This is a genomic window from Emticicia sp. 21SJ11W-3, from assembly GCF_024138715.1.
GTDB lineage: Bacteria > Bacteroidota > Bacteroidia > Cytophagales > Spirosomataceae > Emticicia > Emticicia fluvialis.
The window spans coordinates 4,148,653-4,174,281 of sequence record NZ_CP092074.1 but is presented as its reverse complement, the minus strand read 5'-3'; the positions used below and the strand labels follow the sequence as shown (position 1 = coordinate 4,174,281).

Below are 25,629 nucleotides of genomic sequence, written 5' to 3'. Positions count from 1 at the left end.
GGGCGGTCCGACGTATCGGAGGGACTATGCTACGTAACTACTTGAAAATTGCCTGGAGAAGTCTGGTAAAAAGCAGACTCTTTACTTTACTTAACTTGTTGGGTTTAGCCCTTGGGCTTACTGTATCTCTTTTGTTGATACTATATGTAAAAGACGAACTGTCTTTTGATAAGTATCATACCAATGCCGCAAATATTTACCGCATCGGGGTAACGGCTACTTTTGATGGTAAAAGTGCTAAGTGGGCCAATGCCCCCAATGCTGTTGGCCCCAGCCTGAAAAATGAAGTGCCAGAGGTAGTTCAGCAAGCGCGTATTTTGCTGAATGATTACGGGGAAACCGCCTTTGTAAACCTTGGAGATAAGAAATTTACCGAGAAAAAATTGTATTGGGTAGATGGCACCATCTTTGAAATTTTTGATATTAAGCTTCTACAGGGTAACCCCAAAACGGCTTTGCAAGAACCCAATAAAATTGTTTTAAGCCAGGCTACTGCCAAAAAGTATTTTGGTGATGCCAACCCTATGGGCAAAATTGTAAAAATTGGCGCCAAATACACAATGGAAGTAACAGGGGTTTACGAAGACCTGCCGCATAATTTTACGTTGGATGCCGAATTGATGGGTTCTTTTAATAGTGTTGAGTGGGCCTCAAAAAACCTTGTGTGGAGCAATTCAAGTTTTGAAACTTACGTGTTATTGAAACCAGGTGCCAGCCAGCAAAAGGTAGAAGCCCAAATGACGGCTTTACTTGAAAAGAACATTCCGGACAAATCAGACCGCTGGTTTAGTTTATGGCTGCAACCCCTAACTGATATCCACCTTAACTCTGCAGACATCACCAATTCCAATACAAAAAGGGCAGGAGATGCCGCCCAGGTAAAGATACTGTCCATTCTTGCTTTGGTGGTATTGGTAATTGCCTGTATTAACTACATGAATCTGTCTACGGCGCGTTCGCAGAAAAGATTTAAAGAAGTGGGTATTAATAAAACAATAGGCGCCACCAACGCCCAGCTGATAGGCAGGTTTTATACTGAAACCCTCTTGACAGTCTTGCTGGCCCTTATATTAGGGCTTGTTATTCTGGTGTTAATGATGCCATTTTTTAATGACATCGCCGGTAAAGAGTTATCAGTAAGAGATGTTTTTACACCTGAAGTGGGGCTGGGTTTATTGGCAATTTTTACGTTCGTTACGTTTGTGTCAGGGTCATATCCGGCTTTTTACCTGTCTTCATTTGCTCCTAAAAGTCTTTTGCAGGCACCTGTTAGCCGTAAAACCGGAGCCGGATTATTCCGCCAGTCGCTTGTGGTTATTCAGTTTTCAGCCTCCATAATCCTGATAATCTGCACCTTTATTTTTTTCCAGCAACTTAGGTTTATTCAAAACAAAAAGCTGGGGTATAACCCGGAGCAGGTGGTAGCCGTGATGACCTCAGCAGCTGAGAATAAAGAACAGATAGATGCGTTGATTAATAACTATAAAGATTTAAGCAATGTGCTGGAGATTGCCCGTGCGCAGGCTTATCCGGGTACTGGCGGTAGCGGCCGCAGCATGAGTAAAGTAAATAATCCTAATGAATCTTTTGCAGTGCGCACCAACCGCGTAAATGGCGATTTTGCAAAAGTGCTGAACCTCAAATTCGTTGCAGGCAAAACGCTGCCACTTACTAAAGCAGAAAAAGACACAACCGTGCAGATTGTTGTGAATGAAACAACTGTCAAACTGTTGGGTTATAAAACCCCACAGGATGCCATCGGTAAGTTTTCAGAAGATTTGTTCTGGAACCGCAAGGCCGAAATTGTGGGTGTGGTAAGAGACTTTCACTATGATTCTTTCCATCAGCCTATCGGGTCTTATGTTTTTCATAATAATGACACCGAGTCAAGGCCATACGTACTCGTTAAAATAAATACTGGTAATGTTGAGCAGACCATGAAACAACTGGAAGCTACTTTCAGAAAAAGCATACCCAACTCAGCATTTGAATATCTCTTTCTGGACCAGTACCTGAACACATTATATGCTACAGAAACGCAAACGGCCAGAGTGGTATTTGTTTTTTCTGGTCTGGCTATACTTATTGCCTGCCTGGGGCTTTTTGGTCTGGCAGCTTTTACAGCAGAGCAACGAACCAAAGAGATTGGTATCCGTAAGGTTTTAGGGGCTTCGGTAGCCGGCCTGACCACATTGATATCGAAAGATTTTATGAAACTGATAGTAGTTGCTGTAGTAATAGCCAGCCCAATTGCCTGGTATTTTATGAATAGCTGGTTGAAAAACTTTGCTTATCAGGTAACTATCCAATGGTGGGTATTTGTGGTTACTGGTCTCTTAGCTACTCTGATTGCGCTTCTTACCGTAAGTTATCAGGCTATCAAAGCAGCGTTGGTGGATCCGGTGAAATCGTTGAAAACGGAGTAAATGGAGCATGAGAAAAAGACAAAGGAAAACATAAAAAGCACGTTTGCTTTTTCTAAAACTAATAAAATGAAACTAAATTTTATATTAAGAGTACTGGTTAGAAACAGACTCTTCACCTTTCTGAATGTGTTCGGTCTGGCTTTGGGCATGGCCGGTGGGATACTGGTTTTTCAATTGGTGAAATACCATTTAAGTGTTGATACCTATCATAAAAATGCAGACCGGATTTATAGAGCAGTGGTTGACCTGCATCTGGAAGATGGCAGCATAGAAAAAGAAAAGGGTAGTGCCTATCAATTGCATCAGACCTGGGCGAAGGAGTATTCGGCCATTGAAAAAACTACATATCTGGCGCATCAACCATTGACAATTTCGGTTGCAACAAATGGCGAAGTCAGGAAATACGCAGAGCGGGAATCGGCTGCTTTTACCAATGCCGACTACTTTAAGATATTTGATTATGAGTGGAAGGCAGGTAAGCCCGGGGTACTTGAGAATCCTAATCAAGTGGTAATTACGGAGCGCTATGCCCGGAAGTTTTTCGGAAATGATAACCCTTTGGGAAAGGTTATTAAACTTGAAAGTAAACAGGAAGTTGTGGTGGCGGGGGTACTGAAAGATTACCCGGCCAATACGGATTTGAAAACCGATATTTTTGTTTCACTGCCTACATTGAAAATCCTTGTGCCTGAATATGGCTACCAAGACTGGGGTTGGATTGACAGCAGCAGGGAAACCTTTGTGATGCTGCGCTCGAAGGAATTAAAGAATAAGCTTGAAAGTCAGATGCCTGCTTTTTCTAAAAATTATTATGGCGCAGACTCAGAAATATTCAGGTATCATCTACAAGATTTATCTGATATTCACTTTAACATCGACTATGACGGAAAAATCAGGAAATCAACCATCCATTTGCTGATAGGTATCGGATTGCTAATGGTGGTTATTGCCTGTATCAATTTCGTTAATCTTTCAACGGCGCAATCTTTTAAACGACACAAAGAAGTAGGGGTAAGAAAAACTTTGGGCAGTTCACAAGCCCAAATTTTCTGGCAGTTTATTAGTGAAACCACATTGTTAGCTTTGTTTTCCGGCATACTGGCAGTAGTTATCGCCTACGTGGCTGCTCCTTTACTTGCTCAATGGTTAGCTACCCCTGTTCACATTAGCCTGTTCTCTGACCTCACCCTAATTGGTTTCATGGCTCTTCTGCTGGCGGCCGTTGTTTTTATGGCTGGGTTTTATCCGTCACTTATCATTGCCAATTTTCAGCCTTTAAAGGCATTGAAAAATGTCACTGAGTTGCCTAAGAAATTTACACTTCGCAAAGGGTTGGTAGTAATACAATTCAGCATTGCCTGCATATTGATAGCCGTGTCTATGCTGGTTGTGTTGCAGCTTGATTACCTGGAAAATAAAGATCTGGGCTTAAGAAAAGACCTGATTCTGCAAGTAAATATTCCGGATGCTGAAACCGGCAAACTTAGAACACTTAAAAACCAATTGCTTCAACAGGCAAATGTAAGCTCTGTGTCTTTCTTTCGCACTGCACCAACTTCGCAGACCGGTAGTGGCGGAAGCATCAGATTTGAAAACAGAGACTGGGAGAAATTTGTGGCAAGGTCTAAAATAGCTGATGAAGCCTATATTGATACCTATGGCATCAAGCTAATCAGCGGCCGTAAGCCTGTTGCTTCTGACACCCTGAGAGAGTTACTGGTGAATCAGAAAATGGTAAAAGATTTAGGATTGAAATCAGCCGAAGAAATTCTGAACAGAAAACTATTGGTAGGCGACCACAGCAAAACCGGAACCATAGTAGGCGTAGTAGCCGATTTTAATAATACCGACCTCTATTCGGGCATTGAGCCCACGGTTATCTTTTCGTCAAGAGCGCATTATCGTAAGGTAGCTATTCAGCTAAAATCCTTTGACCAGTCAACCCTGAAAAAAGTTGCCGGATTATGGGAGAAATTGTACCCAGACAACGTTTTTGAATACTCTTTTTTTAATGAAGACGTGGCGAGTTTTTATGAGCGCGAAGAACTAATCAGTAACCTTACCAAGACCTTTGCCACGCTGGCAGTTTTCATTTCTTGCCTGGGTTTGTTTGGTCTGGCTACTTTTTCTATCAGGCAGCGCACCAAAGAGATTGGTATCAGAAAAGTACTGGGCGCTTCGGTATTTGGTATCACCACTTTGCTTTCGCTCGATTTTCTGAAACTGGTGCTAATTGCTCTTGTGGTGGCCGTACCTGTTGCTTATTACTTTATGGCGCAATGGCTACAGGATTTCGCCTATCGAGTATCTATTGAGTGGTGGATATTTGCAGCCACCGGAGCCGTAGCGATTCTGATTGCCATCATGACTGTCAGTTTTCAGGCCGTAAAGGCAGCATTGATTAATCCGGTGAAGAGTTTGAAATCAGAATAAACATGCCCTTAACCCCTAAAGGGGGACTACAAAAATACTGAGGTTTTTAATAGCTCCCCTTTAGGGGTTGGGGGGCAGAAATTCATTATTCAATTTTAAATTCCCCTTTAGGGGTTAGGGGCTTATGTTAAAAAACTACTTTAAAATCGCCATCCGTAACCTTTTTCGCAATAAGGTTTACAGTTTTATTAACATTGCGGGGCTCAGCATCGGTCTTGCAGCGGCTATGCTTATTATGCTTTATACCAAAGATGAAGTAAGCTATGACCGTTTCCATGCCAACCAAGCAAGTATCTACCGGGTTACTACCGAATGGATTAATCCGGATGGCAACGTGAAACAGTCAGACGGTGTAACGGGGTATTTTCAAGGCCCTAAGTTTAAAGCAGGTGTGCCTGAGATTCAGTCGTTTATGCGTTTACGCAGTGATTTTCGGAATATCCGTCAGGGTAACGAAATAAAAGGGTATGAATTATTAGCGGCCGACGCAAACTTCTTTTCTGTGTTTTCTTTCCCTTTGCTAAGTGGAAATCCCAAAACAGCATTGATACAACCTAACACTTTAGTTATTTCAGAGCAAATGGCAGAAAGACTGTTCAAAACTAAAGATGTGATGGGTAAAACCATTGATTTTGTAGAGGATAACAAACTGGTGCCTTACCAGATTACGGGGGTAGCAAAAAAAGCGCCGCAAAACTCTTCTATTAAGTTTGATTTTCTGCTGCCCTTAGTTGTAGAAAATGAAGAATACCAGAATAGCGATAACTGGTTCAATTTCTTTCTTAATACATTTGTGGTACTTAAGCCGCATGCCAATGTGGTATCAGCAGAGGCTAAAATGAAACGGGTTTATGAGGCAGATGCAAAAGAGAGTATTCAGAAAATGGCCAAAGAGTTTGATGTAAAAGAAAATGCCAGATATGCCCTGCAACCATTGGCCGACATGCACCTGAGTACTACATTTGCTGCCCAGAATGGTTTGTCTGATGCCAGCAACCCTACTTTTTCTTATATCCTTACAGGCATTGCTATTTTTATATTATTAATAGCCTGCATCAACTTCATTAATCTTACAGTAGCCCGTTCGTTGAAACGCGCCAAAGAAATTGGCATAAGAAAAGTAGTTGGCGGCGACAGAAAACAACTGATTTTTCAGTTTTTGGGCGAGTCTTCCATACTTTGCCTGATAGCCTTTGTGCTGGCAGTATTTATTGTGCAGATGGTGTTGCCTACCTTCAATCAATTAGCAAATAAGTCTTTGGCTTTCTCCTATTTATTTGACATCAGGCTGATATCAGCCTATGTCATACTATTTGCCATAACAAGTCTGCTGGCTGGGTTTTATCCGGCTCTTGTGCTGTCAGGATATGACCCGGTGAGAACCTTATACAGCCGATTTAACCTGACAGGAAAAAACTATCTGCAAAAAACATTGGTGGTGGTGCAGTTTAGTTTGGCTTCGTTTCTGATTATTGCTACCATGACCATCTATTCGCAATTCAATTACCTGACAACCAAAGAGTTGGGGTATGACGATAAAAATCTGATATTGGTTGACAAGTGGCTTTTAACTCACAGCCAGTCGGCTTTGTTTATCAACGAATTGAAGAGTGACCCGAATATTATTGAGGTAGCACCCAAAAATGCAGGTTCGTGGGGGACAATAGCGAAAGTGAACGGCGATACACAGATTGATTTTGCCTATGAAACAGTTAATCATGTTTTCTTGCCTTTAATGAAGATACCCGTTCTGAAGGGGCGAAATTTCTCTCCTGATTTTCCATCTGATTCAACAAAATCGGTCATTGTGAATGAAGCCTTTGTGAAAAAAGCAGGCTGGAAGAATCCCCTAGGGCAGGAAGTTAATTTCTATAACAGTAACGATAAGTACACGGTAATAGGAGTTGTAAAAAACCACCATTTTAATTCACTGAGCCAGGAGATTGGGCCACAATTATTTACCATGAAACCCGGTAATGTATACGGTAGAGTATTTATCAAAATTAAGCCGGGGTCTGAAGTAGCCAGCCTGAAACATATAGAGAAGACTTTCAAAAAGCTATTCCCGATTAACTCTTATGATTTTAAGTTTCAGGAAGCCGAAAATCTGAAAAACTATGAATCAGAGGCAAAATGGAAACAAATTATGCTTTTTGGCACTGCGCTTACCATTTGTATTTCCTGCATAGGTTTGTTTGGCCTGGCCACTTTGTCGGCAGAGAAACGTACCAAAGAAATTGGTATCCGTAAAGTGTTAGGTGCTTCGGTAAGTAGTATAGTGCAATTATTGTCTTCTGACTTCCTGAAACTGGTGGGTCTATCATTTATTTTTGCGTTCCCAATCGCTTTTTTGGCCGCACAAAAATGGCTCGAAAACTACCCGTATCGCATTTCTATTAACGCATATATATTTATAATAACGGCAATGGTAACCATTGCTGTGGCACTTTTAACTGTAGGCGGACAGGCCATCAGAGCGGCATTGATGAACCCGGTGAATTCGCTGAAAGCAGAATAACAGCCGGAAAAAACGGACAAAAAAAGGCAATGGAAAACCCCACTGCCTTTTTTAATTTGTTTCAGACCTTATCTTTTCTTAAAAAACATAACTTCTTTTACCGGATTACCCACCAGTATTTGTACTTGTTGGGTTTCAAAAACTATTCTGGTGGCTTCCTGCAGATTTTTGAAATACTCAGCCTCAGCTTTATTGGCTTCTTCGCTACCTGCCATCTCGGTAGCTATCAGTTCTTTAATTTTCAGGGCACCTGTTTTTTCATCGCAGGTATAACCGGCACCATACATATTTACAAAACTATAGCCGCTCACATACAATTGAGTAGGGTTGTCTGGGGCTTTACCAATATCCATACCCATTTTATCAGAACCGGCAGTTTTGCTTACCTGGTATCCTGCAAAATAATAAAAGGTCTCTGAGCGTGGATTAACAGGGTCTTTGCCAGACTTAGGCGCATTCGGGTTGAGCATGCCAGCGCCGGGCTTCCCTGATAAATCACCACCCGCCATATCTTCTGCTTCATTTTTGCAAGCCATCACCACGGTCAGAAATCCCAATAGTAGCATTAATTTTTTCATAAATAAATAGATTAACGTTTCAATGATACAGACTCTTCTGCCCCCGAAATGGTTGGAAAATCTTCCTGAAATTTATTTATAGTGAGGCAGTTGCGTAAAATTGTATAATGTTATTTGTGTTCTGATAAAATCTTAAATCTTTTAAGTGAGCCTTTCGGGTATAATTGCAGCAGTTTATGCCCAAAAAAATGTAGTGAAAACAAAGAAAAGGGCCTGTCCGACAGCGTACTAAATTTGTCCGAAAACGGACAGATTATTTGAGTTTGATTTTCTTTAATATGCTTATTATAAGTTGTTTAAGTTTTTGGCATGGCTTTGGTTATTTAATAAATACAATACAAAATTATGAAAAAACTATGTTTAAAAACTATCTTAAAATAGCTATAAGGAATCTGCAACGAAACAAGGTATATGCCACCATCAATATACTGGGGTTGGCGTTGAGTATGAGTTGCGGAATCCTTATTTTTGCTTTGGTGAAACACCATCTTAGTTTTGATAACTTCCATTACAACTCAAGCCGCATTTACCGCCTTGTTACCGAACAACACCGCGACAACATAAGCTTTGCCAACAGCGTACCCAATCCGCTTGGAAAGGCATTCAGAAATGATTACACATTTGGTGAGAAAGTTGCACGCATCTGCACCTTTGATGAACAACTGATTACCGTGAAACAGGGTGGAGAAATTAAAAAATTTAAAGATGAACAAGGTGTAGCCTTTACCGAACCTGAGTTTTTTGAGATATTTAATTATCCGCTTTTGCAGGGCGATAAAAAGACAGTTTTAAGAGAGCCCAATACGGCGATTCTTACCGAAAGAGCTGCCAAAAAGTATTTTGGCAATGAGAGCCCTATCAACAAAACCTTTAAGCTCGATAACCGGATTGAGTTTAAGGTTACCGGGGTGCTTAAAGATTTGCCTGCTAATAGCGACAGAAAAACCGAGATTTATGCATCTTACCCAACCCTTAAAGCATACAATGAATGGTTTGCCAGTGATGACTCCTGGGGGGGTATTGCCAGTTCAATGCAATGCTTTGTATTGATGCGCCCGGGTGTTTCTATTGCAGAGGTAGAAAAAGTAATGCCGGCATACGTGAAAAAATACCGCCCAACGTCTAAAAACGTGCATCATTACAAATTTCAGCCATTGGCCGAAATGCACTTTGATGCGCGCTACGGTGGCCCAATGGACAAGAAAAATCTATGGGTGTTATCGTTCATAGGCTTGTTTCTGATAATTACGGCTTGTGTAAACTTCATTAATCTGGCAACGGCACAGGCTTTAAAACGTTCAAAAGAAGTGGGTGTAAGAAAAGTACTGGGCAGCTTAAGATTTCAACTTTTCTGGCAGTTTATTGCCGAAACCGGTATTATAACCATCATTGGCGCAATTGTGGCCATCAGCCTGGCTTTCATGGCTTTGCCTTACGTTAACCTGTGGTTTAATTCTCAAATCAGTATCAATTTCTTCTCAGATGTTTATCTGATACTCTTTACCTTCTTATTGGTATTAGTAGTTACAATTTTTTCCGGTTCGTATCCCGGCCTTATTCTTGCCGGCTTCCAGCCTGTTCTCGCTCTTAAAGGAAAACTATCACAACAAAACATTGGTGGTTTTAACACACGACGCACCCTCATCATTACCCAGTTTGCTATCTCGCAGGTTTTAATTATTGGTATGGTAGTTATTGCCAGCCAGATGAAATATGCCCAGCATTCTGACCTCGGCTTTAAAAAAGATGCACTGGTATTTGTTCCCATTGCTTCCGGTACAGAAGTAAACAAGCAAAAAACAATCAGGAATCAGCTGGCTGCGCTAAACGGCGTAGAAAACATTTCATTGTTTTTTCGCCCTCCGGCTTCCAGCTCAAACTGGAACACATCTGTAAAGTTTGATAACCGCTCAGAAGACGAGGTTTTCAGAGTAAACGTAAAATCGGCTGACGACCAATACTTGCCTACCTTCGGGTTAGAATTGGTAGCCGGTAGAAATGTTTTTCCGGCTGATAGTATGAAAGAATGCCTGGTAAATGAAACATTTGTAAAAAAGCTGAATTTTAAATCGCCACTGGAAGTAATAGGTAAAATTGTTAAACTGAACGACGGCCGGAGCAGCGGCCCCATAGTTGGCGTGGTAAAAGATTTTCATGACAGAACGTTCCATGAAGATATCAATCCTATACTTATCACTACCTTACAAGAGAACTACGATAGCTATGGCCTGAAATTGAATATGGCAAATGCTCAGCAAATAATGCCGGAAATTGAAAAAATATGGGCCAAACACCACCCTGACCAGATTTACGAATATCAGTTTTATGATAAATTAATAGCAGAATTTTATGAAACGGAAAACGTGATGCTGAAATTGATTCAGGCGTTTTCAGGAATCGCCATTTTCATTGGGTGCCTGGGTTTATATGGTATGGTGGCGTTTATGGTTACGCAGAAAACCAAAGAAATTGGCATCAGAAAAGTTTTGGGTGGCACAATACCGCAGATTATCTGGATATTCGGAAAAGAGTTTTCCGGTCTTATTTCTGTAGCTTTCATCATTGCCTCACCATTTGCCTGGTGGTTAATGAATAGCTGGCTGCAAGACTTTAAGTTTCATATAGATATAGGCGCTGAAGTTTTTATAGTAGCCATTGTTTCCACATTTGTAGTAGCTGCTTTAACAGTGGGGTATCAGGTGTTAAAAGCCGCGTTGATGAATCCGGTGAAGTCGCTGAAAAGTGAATAACACCCCGCGCGGCCGCCGCCCAACCCCTAAAGGGGAGTTGAGTGAAATACTTTCTGTAATTTTAAATAAATCCCCCTTTAGGGGCTAGGGGCACCATGATACGTAATTATTTCAAAATCGCTTTTCGGAACCTGGTTCGGAACAAGATTTACAGCTTTGTCAACATTGTGGGCCTGGCTATGGGTATTACCGCTTTTTTATTCATTCTTGAATATATCAGTCTGGAGAAAAGCGTCAATAACTTCCATAAAAATCTGTCAAGTACTTATCGTTTGCTTAATGAAGATATCCACGGTGTCACCTGGGCCGAAATAGAGCCGGGCTGGGCATTGAAAGCCAAAGAGAATTTTCCGGAGGTGAAAGATTTTTGTCGATTCGAACAGGGTATAACCAAGGGTGTGGTCAGGAGGTCAGTTGCAAATGCCGAGGCATTCCGCGAAGCCAACATCAGTTTTGCTGAAAGCAACTTCTTCGATTTTTTTACCTTTCCGTTGGTGGCAGGCAGTAAAAAGGCGCTTCAAAAACCCAATACTGTCTTTATTTCAGAATCCACCGCCAGAAAGTATTTCGGAACCCTCAACCCATTGGGGCAGGTACTTGTGCTTGATAATCAGTTTGGGTCTTCATCTCATACCATAGAGGGGGTTTTTATGGATATGAAAGACAATTCTGACATCAGATTAGATATGGTTTTCTCTTTAGAAACGTTAAAGAATCCGGCCAATCTGAAAGGCAACAACTGGGCTACATTAACTAATCTGGACTCGCAGTATATCAACACATTTTTTCAGTTGAACGACGGAGTAAATGTTAAAGCCTTTGAAAATAAACTATCTGCCTTACGGAAGAAACTTGGCAAAGAAAACGATGGTGTACGCTTTCGTTTACAGCCGTTGGCCAACGTTCATCTGGCTGCCTCATTAAATGATAACCTTCAAACCACGGGTAACCTCAAGTATGTGTACATGCTGGGCGGAATAGCCTTTCTTATTTTATTAATTGCCTGGTTTAATTACATCAATCTTTCAACGGCCAATTCTTTAAAAAGAGCCAACGAAGTGGGTGTAAGAAAAGTAATTGGCGCTACTCAGTTTAACCTTATCAGCCAGTTTCTGGGAGAGGCATTGTTGGTTAATCTGTTAGGATTTACTTTAGCAGCCGTATTTGTTTATTCTCTTCAGCCATTTTTTAATGATTTAATAGGGAAAGAACTATCGTTTACAACTATTGATTTCTCGCTGGTTTCAGTTGCCGGGCTTGGTTTGTTGTTGGTTGGTTCTGTTCTGGCCGGGGCTCTTACGGCTTTTGTATTGTCTAATTTCAACCCAATTGAAACCCTGAAAGGCAAACTGGGCAGGCAGTCAAAAGGTATATTTCTTCGTAAGGCATTAGTGGTTTCTCAGTTCAGTATATCTATTATGCTTATTTTAGGCACAGTGCTTATCTATCGGCAGTTGCATTATATGCAAAACAAAGATTTAGGCATGAACAGCCACCAGCTTCTGGTAGTAAAAGGCCCTGAGGTAGGTAAAGACAGTACGTATGGTACCCGCAAAACCGCATTTATTGATGGCCTTGCCCAGCAAAGCTTTGTTATAGATTATTGTGCTTCAGGCACAATACCCAGTGGTTGGTATAATTTTACAACCTCTGGCTTTACACAGCCTAAATCTAAACCCGGCGATGAACTGAAAGCCTATTCATTTGCCATAATAGGAGACAGATTCCTGAAAACGTATCAGATTGAACTAAAAGCCGGCCGAAACTTTACCCCTGCCGAATGTAATCTGGACTGGAACGATAACAGCAAAATACTGCTCAACGAAAAAGCGGTAGAGTCTTTAGGCTTTGCTTCGGCAGAAGAGGCTGTTCAGAAGCGTATTCAGTGGGACGAGCGCCCATTGGAAATTATTGGAGTTGTAAAAAACTACCATCATACCGGTGTGCAAAGAACCATAGACCCGATTATTTTCTATCCGCAAAATTCATCAGCCTATTACACGCTTCGTATTACCCCAGACAATATAAATGCCAAGGTTGCAAGTCTTGAAAAACTCTATAAAGCTAATTTCCCGGGTAATCCTTACGAATATTTTTTTATTGACGAAAACTTCAATAAACAGTATCAGACAGAGCAACAGTATAGTAAAATATTTACCACGGCTTCTGGCTGGGCAATTATCATAGCTTGTCTTGGGTTGTTTGGGCTGGCCACATTTACTACCGAAAGCCGCACTAAAGAAGTGGGCATTCGTAAGGTGCTGGGGGCAGGCGTTTTAGGTATTACAGCCTTGCTTAGCAAAGACTTTATAAAACTGGTAGTTATTTCAATTGTAATTGCCAGCCCGGTTGCTTATTACCTTATGAGCCAATGGCTGGAGAATTTTGCCTATAAAGTAGATATTTCATGGTGGATATTTGCCGTATCAGGTGCAGGCGCTATTCTGATTGCATTAATAACAGTAGGGTATCAGGCAGTAAGAGCGGCATTAGCCAATCCGGTTCAATCTTTAAAGTCAGAGTAAAAAAACACCACCAACCCCAAATGGGGAGTTGAGTAAAGTATATTATATAAATAAAAAAATCCCCCTTTAGGGGCTAAAGTCAATATGATACGCAATTACTTGAAAATCGCCTGGAGAAACCTTGTAAAAAGTAAGGTGTACTCTTTTATTAATGTTTTTGGCCTGGCCGTTGGTATGGCGGTTGCCATATTGATTGGGCTTTGGATAAACGACGAGATGTCGGCCAATAAGCACCATGCCAATTATGCCACGCTCTATCAGGTAAAAATGCACCAGACGTTTGATGGCCGCAGAGGAACTCAGGATGCTTTGCCGTTTCCGATGGGAGAGGAACTGAAATCAAAATACCCGGATTTTAAAGGTGTGGCCATGTGCGACTGGGGCAGTACGCGGTCTTTGCTGGTGGGCAACCAGAAGTTTCTGAAATTCGGCCACTTTATTGGGCCAGATGCCATGGAAATGTTTAGTATTCAGGTAACCAACGGCGATAAGCAACCGCTGAAAGAACCATACTCAATAGTATTGACAGAAGAAACAGCAGAAGCCCTTTTTGGCAAGCAAGACCCCGTAGGAAAGATAGTGAAAGTTGATAATACCATGGATTTGAAGGTAACGGCCGTTGTAAAAAAACAGCCCAAAAATGCATCATTGCAATATGACTACCTGATCCCCTTTGATTTGCAGGAGAAAATTTATGACTGGGTGGCCAAATTTCATAAAACTAACTGGGGTAATAATTCTTGGCAAACATTTGTTCAGCTGAAAGATGGTGTAGACCCCGAAAAAACCAATGCCAGAATAAAAAACGTAGTGCTTGACCATTTTAAAGAAGACCAGCTGATGCAGAAGAGCATCAAACCAGAGGTATTTGTACACCCAATGGCCAAATGGCGTTTGTATTCAGATTTTACCGAAGGTAAAAACACCGGCGGGTTTATTCGTTACGTAAACCTGTTTGGTATTTTTGGCATTTTTGTTCTGGTTATTGCCTGTATCAACTTCATGAACCTGAGCACCGCCCGTTCTGAAAAACGCGCCAAAGAAGTTGGTGTCCGTAAGGCTGTAGGTTCGGCACGAAATCAGTTAATAGGTCAGTTTCTGAGCGAATCCATTCTCATTGCTTTTATTTCTCTTGTACTGGCTATTGTTTTGGTAGGGCTGTCATTGCCTTATTTCAATAGAATGACCGAAAAACAAATGTCAATGGAGCTTGCTAATCCGGTTTTCTGGGCAATCATGCTTGCTTTTACACTTATTACCGGTTTGCTGGCGGGTAGTTACCCTGCGCTTTACCTATCGTCGTTCAATCCAGTAAAGATACTTAAAGGGGGTATTCATGTAGGTAAAAACGCTTCCCTGCCTCGAAAAATCCTGGTTGTTTTGCAGTTTACTTTTTCTATTGTGCTTATGATTGGTACGGTAATTATTTACCAGCAGATACAATATGCTAAAAACAGGCCTATCGGCTTTAACAGCAAAGGATTGATTTCTGTTGAAAGTTCAAGCGACCTGTTAAGAAATTATGATGCACTGAACAATGAATTGCTGGCCACCGGTGCTGTCTTATCTATTTGTAAATCTAATTCACCGCCAACACAAATATATAGTAACAATAACGGGTGGGAGTGGAAAGGCTCTACACCTGAAGACAAATCGGCTATTTTCAGTACAATTGCCACCAGTTTTAATTACGTAAAAACCATAGGGGTTAAGTTAAAAGAGGGTCGGGATTTTTCAAGAGAATATTCAACCGATTCTGTTGGCGTACTACTCAATGAAGCCGCCGTAAAACGCATGGGGCTTAAGAATCCTGTTGGAGAAATCTTGAAATGGAACGGGCGCGAAAGACGCGTAGTGGGTGTGGTTGCCAATGTAATGATGGAATCTCCCTTCAGAAATATATCGCCTTTAACTATTGTGTTTGAGAAAGACTGGGTGAGTTACATCAATATCAGGTTAAACCCTACTGTTTCAAGTGCGCAGGCTATCAAACAGATTCAACCGATATTTGATAAGTATAATCCGGGTTTCCCGTTCGACTACAAGTTTGCTGACCTTGAATATGCAGCTAAGTTTAATTATGAAGAACTGATCGGCAATCTGGCGGCTATTATATCTGTGCTTGCCATATTTATTTCTTGTCTGGGCTTATTTGGTCTGGCGTCTTTCATGGCCGAGCAACGCAAAAAAGAAATCGGGGTTCGTAAGGTTTTAGGCGCAAGTGTAGCTAATCTGTGGGGGCTTTTATCAAAAGACTTCGTGAAACTCATTATTATATCCTGCGTTATTGCCTCACCTATTGCCTGGTACGGTATGTCTGAATGGCTCAGTGATTATACTTATAAAATAGATATCGGCGTGGGGGTATTCTTAATGGTATTATTTGTTGCCATATTGGTTACCCTGATCACAGTAAGTTATCAGGCCATTAAGGCCGCGCTGGCCAATCCGGTAAAGAGTTTGAAAACAGAATAACCACCTTTGCCCCTGAACGGGAGCGGAAAGAAATATATCTACAACCATAAAATGAGTTCGCCTTTTAGGGGCGAACCAACGTATCGGAGGTGTATTATGCTGAGTAACTATTTAAAAATTGCTTGGAGGAACTTGCTAAAAAATAAGACCTTCTCATTTATTAATATATTTGGGCTGGCCATTGGGTTCAGCAGTTTTATTCTTATTGGTCTTTATGTGATAGACGAGCTGAGCTTTGATGAGTTTCATGAAAAAGCAGACCGTATTTATCGCCTGGACGTGGATGTCAGATTCGGCGGGACTGATTTAAAACTGGCTACCAGCGCAGACCCCGTTGGTGAATATATGAAGAAAGACTACCCCGAGGTAGAGCAATATGCCAGATTATATGCCAATGAGGGCCCCAAGTTTATACGCAAAGGTAGCGAGTATATCAGAGAAGCCGATATTACTTACGCCGATTCTACCATTTTTGATGTGTTTACCTTTCCGGTTATAGCTGGTAACCCGAAAACTGCTTTAGACCAACCCAACACTGCCGTAGTAAGTGAAACCACTGCTAAAAAGTATTTTGGCACAACAGATGTACTAGGCAAAACGCTTGAAGTAGGGCTGGAAGAAAAAACACGCTACAACATTACAGCAGTAATGAAAGACATGCCGGCGAGTTCTCACTTCCACTTTGATATTCTGCTATCGATGGATAACCTGGAATATCAGTTCGGCAATTTTCTGAGTAATAATTTTCATACCTATGTGGTCTTGAAAAAAGGTACTGATTACCATGCCTTTGAAAACAAACTTGAGGGTATGATTATTAAGTATGTGATGCCACAGGCAAAACAGTTAATGAATATCAATAGTCTTGAGGAGTTCAGGAAGGCAGGCAATAAATTAGAGTATCACCTGATGCCTATGACTGACATACACCTGAAATCAGACCGTGCGCCTGAACTTGGGGTAAACGGTAGCATACAGTATGTGTATATCTTCTCGGCAGTGGCTTTGTTTGTATTGCTGCTGGCGTGTATCAATTTCATGAACCTGTCTACCGCGCGTTCTGCCAACAGAGCTAAGGAAGTTGGTATACGTAAAGTACTGGGCACACCCAAAGGTACTTTAATGAGCCAGTTTATGGCCGAATCTGCCTTTATGAGTTACCTTGCTTTTGGTGTTGCATTAGTAATAACCTGGCTTGTAATGCCATATTTTAATGATATTGCTGCCAAGGCATTCACCTACAGAGACCTGATTGCGCCTAAAACACTTCCAGTATTGCTGCTTTTGCCATTGGTTGTGGGTATGCTGGCAGGCTATTACCCTGCGTTTTTCCTGTCGTCTTTCAGGCCTATTGTAGTGCTTAAAAGCAAATTAAACACAGGTGTGCAACGCAGTAGTTTTCGAAATGTGCTGGTTACCTTTCAGTTTTTTACTTCAATTCTACTGGTAATAGGTACTATTGTGGTTTACCGCCAGTTAAATTTTATACAGACAAAAAACCTGGGTTTTAATAAAGACCAGGTACTGGTTATTAACGGAACAGGTGCCTTGCGCGAAAACAAAGAGGCGTTTAAAAAAGAAATACTTAAACTCTCGGGCGTGCAAAGCGGTGCGTCGGCAGGTTTCTTGCCTGTTGCCAACTCATCACGTACCGACCATAGTTTCTCCAAAGAATCAACCATCAGTTCAAATGACGGTTTTCAGATGCAGATGTGGAATGTAGATTACGATTATGTGCCTACATTAGGAATGGAGTTGCTAAAAGGCCGGAATTTCTCTAAACAGTTTGGCACTGATTCAAGCGGGATTATCATCAATGAAACCGCCGCAAAAGTGTTGGGTTTTGATGACCCCATCGGTAAAAGAGTGTACTCTATAGAAGATGAGAGAAGTTTTTATCATATAGTTGGCGTGGTGAAGAATTTCCATTTCGAATCCATGCGGCAGAATGTGGGCCCTTTATGTATGCGTCTGGGCGTGAGTAGCTGGGCGATGGCCTTTAAAGTAAAAACCTCAGATATGCCAGGTTTAGTTAGCCAGATAAAAAACAAATGGAAAGCCATTGCGCCTGAAATGCCTTTTAATTATAGCTTTCTTGATGAACGATTTGATGAAATGTATCGTGCCGAACAGCGGGTGGGCAAAGTGGCAGTTACTTTTGCTATAATTACTATTGTTATTGCCTGCCTGGGTTTGTTTGGGCTGGTAACCTACATGGCCGAGCAAAGAACCAAAGAAGTGGGTATCAGAAAAGTATTGGGGGCATCGGTTTTGGGTATAGTTTCGCTACTTACCATAGACTTTATCAGGCTCATTGTGCTGGCCTTGTTAATTGCAAGCCCGATCGCTTACTTTTTAATGAACAGCTGGTTGCAGGACTTCACCTATCGCATAAATCTGGAATGGTGGTTTTTTGCATTGGCAGGTCTGGTAACACTGGCGGTTGCAATGCTAACGGTGAGTTATCAGGCTATCAAAGCTGCTTTGATGAATCCGGTGAAGTCGTTGAAAAGTGAATAAACGCCTCCTAAAGGGGAGTTGAGGGAAACATTTTCTATAACCATAAAACAAGTTCCCCTTTAGGGGACGGTCCGACGAATCGGAGGGCATTATGATACGTAACTATTTCAAAATTGCCAGGAGGAGTTTGTTGAAAAACAAAATGCAGACTCTGATAAACATCACGGGTTTGTCTATTGGTATGGCTGCCTGCCTGCTGATTCTGATGTATGTCTTCGATGAGCTGAGTTTTGATAAATTCTGGGCCAACGGAGACCGCATTTATAGAATGGCATTGGAGCGCAGATATCCGGGCAGAGCAACCGGCTATGCCATTATTCCGCCGTCTTATGCGCAATCTGTTAAGAAAGAATTACCGGAAGTAGAGGAGTCTACCAGAATTTTTGGCGCCGGTGGCACTACGCTTTTCAGGCATAATAATGAGGTATATGCAGAGAAAAATATGCTATGGGCTGACTCTAACTTCTTTAAAGTATTTAAGTTACCACTGTTGCAGGGTAATCCTGAAAAGGCTTTAATGGCGCCCAATACGGTAGTGCTAACTGAAAGCACGGCCAAGCGTTTTTTTGGCACTGCCAATGCCATGGGCATGTATCTGGAACAGGTGCAGGGGCCAAAATTGCAGGTAACGGGTGTTTGTGCAGATGTGCCTTCTAATACCCATTTTAAGTTCGATTTTCTGGCTGCTGTAAAAGGCAATCTCTTTGCCGAGGCTACCAACCATGTCAGTTTTGCAGCTGCTACTTATCTGCTGCTGAAACCACATACATTGCCCCAACAAGCACAGGCGAAGTTTTCTGCCATTGTTGAGAAATATGCCTCTGGTGAAATACAACGTACTTTCGGCGTTTCTTACCAGGACTACGTAAAAGCCGGCAACGGTTATTTTTATTTTCTGCAGCCACTGAAAAGCATTCACCTGGAATCGCATCTGGAAGGTGAGCTGGGTACTAATGGAAGCAGTAATCTGGTGTATATCTTTATGGTTATTGCCATTTTTGTGTTACTTATCGCTTGTATCAACTTCATGAATCTGGCTACCGCACGCTCTACTGAAAGAGCAAAAGAGGTGGGTATCCGAAAAGCGCTGGGGTCCACCAAGTCGCAGCTGGCTTTTCAGTTCCTGACTGAGTCGGTTTTGCTGAGCGTTTCCAGTTTTTTTGTGGCTTCTATGATAGTGGTATTGGCCTTGCCATTTTTTAACAATCTGACAGGCAAACAATTGCTGCTTGATACTTTTTATACATGGCAGACTATCCCACTCATGTTGTTCTTATCAGTTTTAGTGGGTTTAATGGCCGGCATATATCCTGCGGGGGTTTTGTCGTCGTTTCAGCCTATTCAGGTACTTAAGGGTAAATTTATATCTAAAAAACAAGGACACCTGTTGCGTAATGGTCTGGTTGTTTTTCAATTCTCAATCTCAATTGTGCTGATAATCGGCACTTTGGTTGTTTATCGACAGTTAACATATATACAGAATAAAGAGCTGGGTTATTCTAAAGACTTCGTGATACATCTACGTGGGGCCGGATTTTTGGCAGAGCGAACAGAAGTGTTTAAAGAACAAATAAAGAAAATTGCAGGCATTGAAAAAGTAGGCGGCACAAACGCTGAACCCGGCCAGGAGCAGTTTTTTGGTATAACCTTCCGGAAGGGCGGAGAAAAAGAGAGCGTAACTGGCAAAACCATGGTTGCTGACGAGGGTTATTTACAAACACTGAATATGAGCGTGGCGGAAGGCCGGTTTTTTAATAAGGATTTTAATGATTCGCTTTCAGTGATTCTGAATCAGGAGGCCGTAAAAGCATTGGGATTAAAGAACCCTGTAGGGCAGAAGATATTTAGTCCTGATAATATGGTGCGTGAGGATGGTGGCGAAATGGCTTATACCATTGTGGGAGTAGTGAAAGACTTCCATTTTTCATCATTGCATCAGAAAATTACTCCTTTATTCATTATCAATAACCGTTTCTTTGGGAGAACGAGCAACCTGATGGGGGTAAGGGTGAACACCAGTAACTTTAAAGAAGTAACAGCTAAACTAGAGCAAACCTGGAAGAAATTTTTACCTGAACAGCCGTTTAACTACGCATTTCTGGACGCTAATCTGGCCGACCTATACCGAAACGAGCGTGTATCTCAACAGGTGTTCTGGATATTCTCATGCCTTGGTATTCTGATAGCCTGCATGGGCTTACTTGGGCTGGTGAGCTACATAGTGCAGCAAAGAACCAAAGAAATTGGTATTCGTAAAGTATTGGGGGCCAGTGTGCCGGGAATCATAGTTTTGGTATCTAAAGATTTGTTAAAGCTGGTGTTGATAGCATTAATTGTGGCTTCGCCACTTGCCTATTATCTCATGAACGCCTGGCTGCAGGACTTTGCCTACCGGACAAACATTGCCTGGTGGATATTTGTGCTGGCAGGCGGAATGGCTGTGCTCATTGCCTTTGTAACAATCAGCCTTCAATCTATTAAAGCAGCTTTGATGAATCCGGTAAAATCTCTGAAAGCAGAATAACCCATACACTACAACTACTAAGGGGCTTTTTCAGCCCCTTAGTAGTACCAGATTTTTGATGAGCATTTCAATTCTTTCTACCGGAATGTCATCGGTTGGGTCAATCAATAAAATCTTCATTCTAACTCGTTTTTCTGTAACCAAATCGGCATCTTCCAGTTTGTTGCCATCAGCAATGCCTATGTAGGGCTGAGGCACCCCATCAAATTTATATTTTTTATGTATCCACAAATAGCAAAGCATTTTGCCTTTGTAGTAGTAGCTGGGCAGTTTATACTTCCATTCTTCGGTAATAAACGGGTCTTGTTTTAATAGCAGTGCCCGCAATGATAACAGGCAACTTTTGTTAGGTTCAGTCTGCTGTTCAAAAAAGTCATCTATTGGGCGTAATTGCATACAGGCCAGGAAATTTTTGTTTTTGTTTCAGCCAAAGTAAAGAAAAATAATGCCCGGGTTTTATTTATAGTTTGTTTTTACGGTTTTATCGCCACATTATTCTATGTTATCTTAAAATAATTTAGTTTTAGTGGTAAATAATTATATTTGGTTTCTATCTATTTAACCTCCAAACTATGAAAAAACCTGTAAAAAGCTTTTGTTTCTGTCTTTGGGCAGTGGTTGTCCTGTTTTCGGTAATGGTTAGTCATGAAGTAACTGCTCAGCAAAAAAGAGTTTTAGTTTTTTCAAAAACTAAAGGCTGGCGTCACTCAAGCATTCCTTTTGGTAAAGAAGCTATCAAAAAACTGGGTGTTGAGAATAACTTCAGTGTTGATATATCTGAGAACTCGGATGATTTCAACGATGCCAATCTGAAAAAATACAGTGCCGTTATTTTTAATTCTACCACAGGTAATGTATTAAATAACGAGCAACAAGCAGCCTTTGAAAGGTATATTCAGTCGGGTGGCGGGTTTGTGGGTATCCACGCCGCTGCTGATACCGAATACGAATGGCCGTGGTACGGGCAACTGGTAGGCGCTTATTTTGAGAGCCACCCCAACAACTCTAATGTACGCAAAGCCACCGTTCTGGTAACTGATAAAACACATATTTCAACAACGCATTTGCCAGATAAATGGGATAGAACCGACGAATGGTATAATTATAAGTCAATATTCAGAGGTATTAAACCGCTGGCGTATCTGGACGAAAGCACCTATGATGGCGGTACTAACGGGGGCAACCACCCGATGGCCTGGTATCATGAGTTTGACGGCGGCCGCTCGTTCTATACAGGTGGCGGGCATACCGACGAGAGTTTCTCTGAACCATTGTTTCTGAAACATCTTTTGGGGGGTATAACTTTTGCCATGGGTGGCAGCAAGCCACTAGACTATGAAAAGGCCTATTCGGTAACCATGCCTGAAGAAAACCGGTTTGAAAAAACTGTTCTGGTAAATGACCTGAACAACCCGATGGAACTGGCGGTATCGAACGATGGTAAGGTGTATTTTACTGAATTGGCCGGTAATCTGTCGGTGTTTAATACCCAAACCAATCAATTTAAACTCATACACCGTTTTCCGGTGGTAATGAAAGGCGGTACGGGCGTAATAGGTATTACCCTTGACCCCGATTTTGATACCAACCGCTGGTTGTACCTGTATTACTCTCCGCCAATTGAGGGAGAGCCCATCTATTTTAATCTGTCGAGATTCAAGCTTTCAGCAAAAGATGAAATCGATTTAACCTCTGAAAAAATATTATTACGCGTGCCGGTTCAAATTAACAGCGGTTCGCATCATGGGGGCTCGCTGGCATTTGATAAAGATAAAAATCTGATTCTTTCTACCGGCGATGGCACCACGCCTTTCCCATCTAATGGCTATGCCCCTTTAGATGAACGCAGTGGCGCTGAATATTACCCGATGGATGCGCAGCGTTCAGCGGCAAACACCAACGATTATAAGGGGAAAATCCTGCGTATTCATCCACTGCCGGATGGCACCTACACTATTCCTGCTGGTAATTTGTTTAAACCGGGGGAACCCAATACACTGCCCGAGATTTATGCCATGGGTTGCCGGAATCCTTACCGCATAGCCATTAACCCCAAAACAGGCACTATTTACTGGGGTGAAATTGGCCCTGATGCAGGAGAAGACAGCCCGAGAGGCCCAAGAGGCTATGATGAGTTTAATCAGGCTAAAAAACCAGGCAATTTCGGCTGGCCTTACTTTGTCGGTAACAATTACGCCTATTCTGAATGGGATTTTACCGCCAATAAACCCGGCCCTCATTATAATCCTGCCAAACCGGTTAATAATTCGCCCAACAATACGGGCTTGAAAGAGCTGCCGCCCGCAACACCACCTATGATTTGGTACCCGTATGCACTTTCTCCGGAATTTCCGGAATTAGGAACCGGTGGCCGAAGTGCCATGGCAGGAGAGTTTTATACGTTTAATGAAGCATCAGCCAACAAAAACAAAATACCCAGGTATTATGACGGTGCGCTGTTTATTTTCGACTGGATGCGTAACTGGATGCTGGCTACAAGATTAGACAAAGACGAAAACTATGTAAAAACGGAAGCTTTTATGCCTACCAAAGGCGATTTCAGAAGGCCTATTGATTTGGCTTTCAGCAAAGACGGCATTATGTATGTGCTGGAGTACGGCTCAGTTTATGGCGCTGATAACAAAGATGCCCGGCTGGTAAAGATTGAATATAACTACGATAACCGCGCGCCTCTGGCCACTGCCTCAATTGTTGATACTTTAATGATGGCCAAAAAACAAAGAGAATCGTTCATTACTTCAGAAATAAGAGAAATGCCTCAGTATAAGGAATGGGCCGGCAAAGCACCTTTAAAACTGCGATTTTCGGGTAGAGGAACTGATTTGGATTTTGATGATAAACTGTCTAATGAGTGGTATATCAACGGAGCAAAACAAGAGGGCGATAAACCTATGTTTGTGCATACCTTTACTAAAAGTGGTAATTACAAGGTTGTATTTCTGGTAAAAGACCTTGCCGGAAAAACAGCAACCGATACGCTTGCGGTAAGGGTGGGCAATGGTGTGCCGGTTGTAAAAATCAATGCCAAAAAGAATAAGGCATTTTATTGGGACAACCAGCCGTTTGAATATGCCGTCTCGGTCAATGATGCAGAAGATAAAGTAATTAATGCCAAAAAACGTAAAGTAGAGTACAACTATTATCCGAATCCGTACCAGCCTGTGGATGTTAGCAAGTCAGATTCTAAAGTTGAACTGGGCTCTCTGGGCAAAACACTGGTTGATGCCAGCGACTGTAAAGCCTGCCATACGCTTGATAAAACCTCGGTTGGGCCATCGTTTCTGGCTATATCTAAAAAATATGGTAATGGCGACAACAAGACTATCAAAACCTTGTCGAAGAAAATTATTGATGGTGGCGGTGGCAGCTGGGGCAGCACACACGTAATGAGTGCACACCCGCAGTTATCGGCACAGGACGCCGACGAAATGGTAAAGTATATTCTGGCCATTAATGACCCGAACAAAAACTTCAAGCCTATAGCAACAACGGGTAGCATAGCCTTAAAAGAGCATCAGGAAAACAAAACCACTGGTTACTATACCATTAAGGCATCTTATATTGATAACGGCACAGCCGGCAGCAAACCAGAAAAAGCAGAAGATGTGGTGCGCCTGCGCTACCATGAACTACGTGCCATGGATGCAGACCGACACCCGGGTTTTGTGTTTGACTGGGGAGAATTACGCCAGGGGGCATCTAAGGCTTATCTGGTTTTTAAAAATATTGACCTTACCAATATTAATACCATTGCTTTTGAGTATGCCTCGCAAGATAAGTCAGGTGTGATAGAGGTCAGAGAAAACTCAGTGGCGGGGCCAGTTATTGCCCGCACTACCTTTGAGCCAACACAAGGCTGGGGTAAAATGAAATGGGTAGAAAGTAAGCTTGATAAGCCGGTTGACGGCTTCAGAGACCTGTATATTATAGCAGTGAAGTCAGATAAACCAAGCGATAATCTGATTAAGTTTAAAACACTCAGATTCAATTAAGGTTATATGTAAATACACAATTTAAGAAATTAACATAATGATAAGACATTCAGTTGTTTTTAAGTTAAAGCACCCGGTGGGTTCAGAGGAAGAACAGTTGTTTTTTGATGAGGTCAGGAAACTGACGGCTATTGAAGGTGTGCAGAACTTTGTTTGCTACAAACAAACCGGAAAGCACAGCAATTATCAGTACGGTTTGTTTATGGATTTTGCCGATACACAGGTTTATGAGCAGTACACCACTCACCCTGCTCATATAGCTTTTGTAGACCAGCACTGGCATAGTAATGTTGAAGAGTTTCTGGAGTTAGACTATGAGTCACTTTGAAAAGAAACACATAAAAATAGCCCGGACGAAAGCCTGGGCTATTTTTATGTTACCAGGTTGGCATTACAATACCACTACACAATTTTGAGTTGTAAATTCGTTGCTGACATACTTGTCTGCGGCCTCGTCGTTTAGCCATTCAGAGCCATCTAATAAATAGCGGAACTGAAATTCTGCGCCTAAAGGTAACTCAAGTGAAGTTTTATATTGTCCGTCTTTCTGTTTCTTTAACAAATTGGCGGTTGAGTTCCAATCGTTAAACTCACCTACCAGTGCTACTTTCTTTGCGTTATTTACAACTTCAGAAGGTAGCGTGAACGTTACTTTGCAAACTGATTTGGTTTTTGAAAATTGTTTTACAATTGACATGATATGCATAAGTTTGATTTTCGTAGCAAAATTATATTATATAAATTATAATTGCATGATTATCAGCCAATTGAAACCTAAAATTCTTTGAATGATTATATTATATTTTTGAATGATAATATTTGGCGGTTTATCAGCCTTATTTTTTGGTAACCGGCCTTGTTTTTTTA

The 25,629-nt window shown here is 41.7% G+C and carries 13 protein-coding genes; 10 read left to right on the top strand and 3 right to left on the bottom strand.

Going from position 1 to position 25,629, the window contains the following annotated elements; all coding sequences use genetic code 11:
• Positions 1-26: 26 nt before the first annotated feature.
• The 3 genes from MB380_RS17700 (at position 27) to MB380_RS17690 (ending at position 7,377) form a co-directional block, all read left to right on the top strand.
• Positions 27-2,426 carry an ABC transporter permease gene (locus tag MB380_RS17700; protein ID WP_253529143.1) on the top strand — a complete coding sequence of 800 codons (2,400 nt, stop codon included), beginning with the start codon at positions 27-29 and terminating at the stop codon, positions 2,424-2,426.
• 66 nt (positions 2,427-2,492) lie between these two features.
• Positions 2,493-4,859, top strand: a complete 2,367-nt coding sequence (locus MB380_RS17695; RefSeq protein ID WP_253529135.1) for an ABC transporter permease — start codon at positions 2,493-2,495, stop codon at positions 4,857-4,859.
• A gap of 124 nt (positions 4,860-4,983) precedes the next feature.
• The gene (locus MB380_RS17690; RefSeq protein WP_253529133.1) at positions 4,984-7,377 is read left to right on the top strand and encodes an ABC transporter permease; all 2,394 of its coding nucleotides are present in this window, start codon (positions 4,984-4,986) and stop codon (positions 7,375-7,377) included.
• Between the two features lie 68 nt (positions 7,378-7,445).
• On the opposite strand, the gene MB380_RS17685 is transcribed toward MB380_RS17690, so the two are convergent.
• The gene (locus tag MB380_RS17685) at positions 7,446-7,955 is read right to left on the bottom strand and encodes an META domain-containing protein (RefSeq protein WP_253529131.1); all 510 of its coding nucleotides are present in this window, start codon (positions 7,953-7,955) and stop codon (positions 7,446-7,448) included.
• 356 nt (positions 7,956-8,311) lie between these two features.
• Between MB380_RS17685 and MB380_RS17680 the strand changes: the two genes are divergently transcribed.
• From MB380_RS17680 to MB380_RS17660, 5 genes are all read left to right on the top strand, one after another.
• A complete protein-coding gene (locus MB380_RS17680; protein ID WP_253529129.1) occupies positions 8,312-10,705 on the top strand; it encodes an ABC transporter permease in 2,394 nt (797 codons plus the stop codon).
• A 95-nt stretch (positions 10,706-10,800) separates the two neighbouring features.
• On the top strand, positions 10,801-13,230 hold the full coding sequence (locus MB380_RS17675; RefSeq protein ID WP_253529127.1) for an ABC transporter permease: 2,430 nt from the start codon (positions 10,801-10,803) through the stop codon (positions 13,228-13,230).
• Positions 13,231-13,314: 84 nt separating this feature from the next.
• Positions 13,315-15,705, top strand: coding sequence for an ABC transporter permease (locus MB380_RS17670; protein WP_253529124.1), 2,391 nt, complete (start codon positions 13,315-13,317; stop codon positions 15,703-15,705).
• Between the two features lie 132 nt (positions 15,706-15,837).
• Positions 15,838-18,225, top strand: coding sequence for an ABC transporter permease (locus MB380_RS17665; protein ID WP_310587342.1), 2,388 nt, complete (start codon positions 15,838-15,840; stop codon positions 18,223-18,225).
• A 142-nt stretch (positions 18,226-18,367) separates the two neighbouring features.
• The gene (locus tag MB380_RS17660; RefSeq protein WP_253529122.1) at positions 18,368-20,749 is read left to right on the top strand and encodes an ABC transporter permease; all 2,382 of its coding nucleotides are present in this window, start codon (positions 18,368-18,370) and stop codon (positions 20,747-20,749) included.
• 30 nt (positions 20,750-20,779) lie between these two features.
• Here the strand turns inward: MB380_RS17660 and MB380_RS17655 are convergent, their stop codons facing one another.
• Positions 20,780-21,145, bottom strand: coding sequence for a DUF1801 domain-containing protein (locus tag MB380_RS17655; protein ID WP_253529106.1), 366 nt, complete (start codon positions 21,143-21,145; stop codon positions 20,780-20,782).
• A gap of 176 nt (positions 21,146-21,321) precedes the next feature.
• Between MB380_RS17655 and MB380_RS17650 the strand changes: the two genes are divergently transcribed.
• Both MB380_RS17650 and MB380_RS17645 read left to right on the top strand, forming a co-directional pair.
• Complete coding sequence (locus MB380_RS17650) at positions 21,322-24,762, top strand: ThuA domain-containing protein (RefSeq protein ID WP_253529103.1); 3,441 nt, start codon at positions 21,322-21,324, stop codon at positions 24,760-24,762.
• Between the two features lie 37 nt (positions 24,763-24,799).
• Positions 24,800-25,090, top strand: coding sequence for a Dabb family protein (locus MB380_RS17645; RefSeq protein WP_101727995.1), 291 nt, complete (start codon positions 24,800-24,802; stop codon positions 25,088-25,090).
• A gap of 63 nt (positions 25,091-25,153) precedes the next feature.
• Here the strand turns inward: MB380_RS17645 and MB380_RS17640 are convergent, their stop codons facing one another.
• Positions 25,154-25,459 carry an isoamylase early set domain-containing protein gene (locus MB380_RS17640; RefSeq protein ID WP_101727994.1) on the bottom strand — a complete coding sequence of 102 codons (306 nt, stop codon included), beginning with the start codon at positions 25,457-25,459 and terminating at the stop codon, positions 25,154-25,156.
• Positions 25,460-25,629: the final 170 nt, after the last annotated feature.

Bases quoted from the DNA above. Each gene is read 5' to 3' on its own strand.
- MB380_RS17700 (WP_253529143.1), top strand. From the start codon at position 27: ATGCTACGTAACTACTTGAAAATTGCCTGGAGAAGTCTGGTAAAAAGC.
- MB380_RS17695 (WP_253529135.1), top strand. From the start codon at position 2,493: ATGAAACTAAATTTTATATTAAGAGTACTGGTTAGAAACAGACTCTTC.
- MB380_RS17690 (WP_253529133.1), top strand. From the start codon at position 4,984: ATGTTAAAAAACTACTTTAAAATCGCCATCCGTAACCTTTTTCGCAAT.
- MB380_RS17685 (WP_253529131.1), bottom strand. From the start codon at position 7,955: ATGAAAAAATTAATGCTACTATTGGGATTTCTGACCGTGGTGATGGCT.
- MB380_RS17680 (WP_253529129.1), top strand. From the start codon at position 8,312: ATGTTTAAAAACTATCTTAAAATAGCTATAAGGAATCTGCAACGAAAC.
- MB380_RS17675 (WP_253529127.1), top strand. From the start codon at position 10,801: ATGATACGTAATTATTTCAAAATCGCTTTTCGGAACCTGGTTCGGAAC.
- MB380_RS17670 (WP_253529124.1), top strand. From the start codon at position 13,315: ATGATACGCAATTACTTGAAAATCGCCTGGAGAAACCTTGTAAAAAGT.
- MB380_RS17660 (WP_253529122.1), top strand. From the start codon at position 18,368: ATGCAGACTCTGATAAACATCACGGGTTTGTCTATTGGTATGGCTGCC.
- MB380_RS17655 (WP_253529106.1), bottom strand. From the start codon at position 21,145: ATGCAATTACGCCCAATAGATGACTTTTTTGAACAGCAGACTGAACCT.
- MB380_RS17650 (WP_253529103.1), top strand. From the start codon at position 21,322: ATGAAAAAACCTGTAAAAAGCTTTTGTTTCTGTCTTTGGGCAGTGGTT.
- MB380_RS17645 (WP_101727995.1), top strand. From the start codon at position 24,800: ATGATAAGACATTCAGTTGTTTTTAAGTTAAAGCACCCGGTGGGTTCA.
- MB380_RS17640 (WP_101727994.1), bottom strand. From the start codon at position 25,459: ATGTCAATTGTAAAACAATTTTCAAAAACCAAATCAGTTTGCAAAGTA.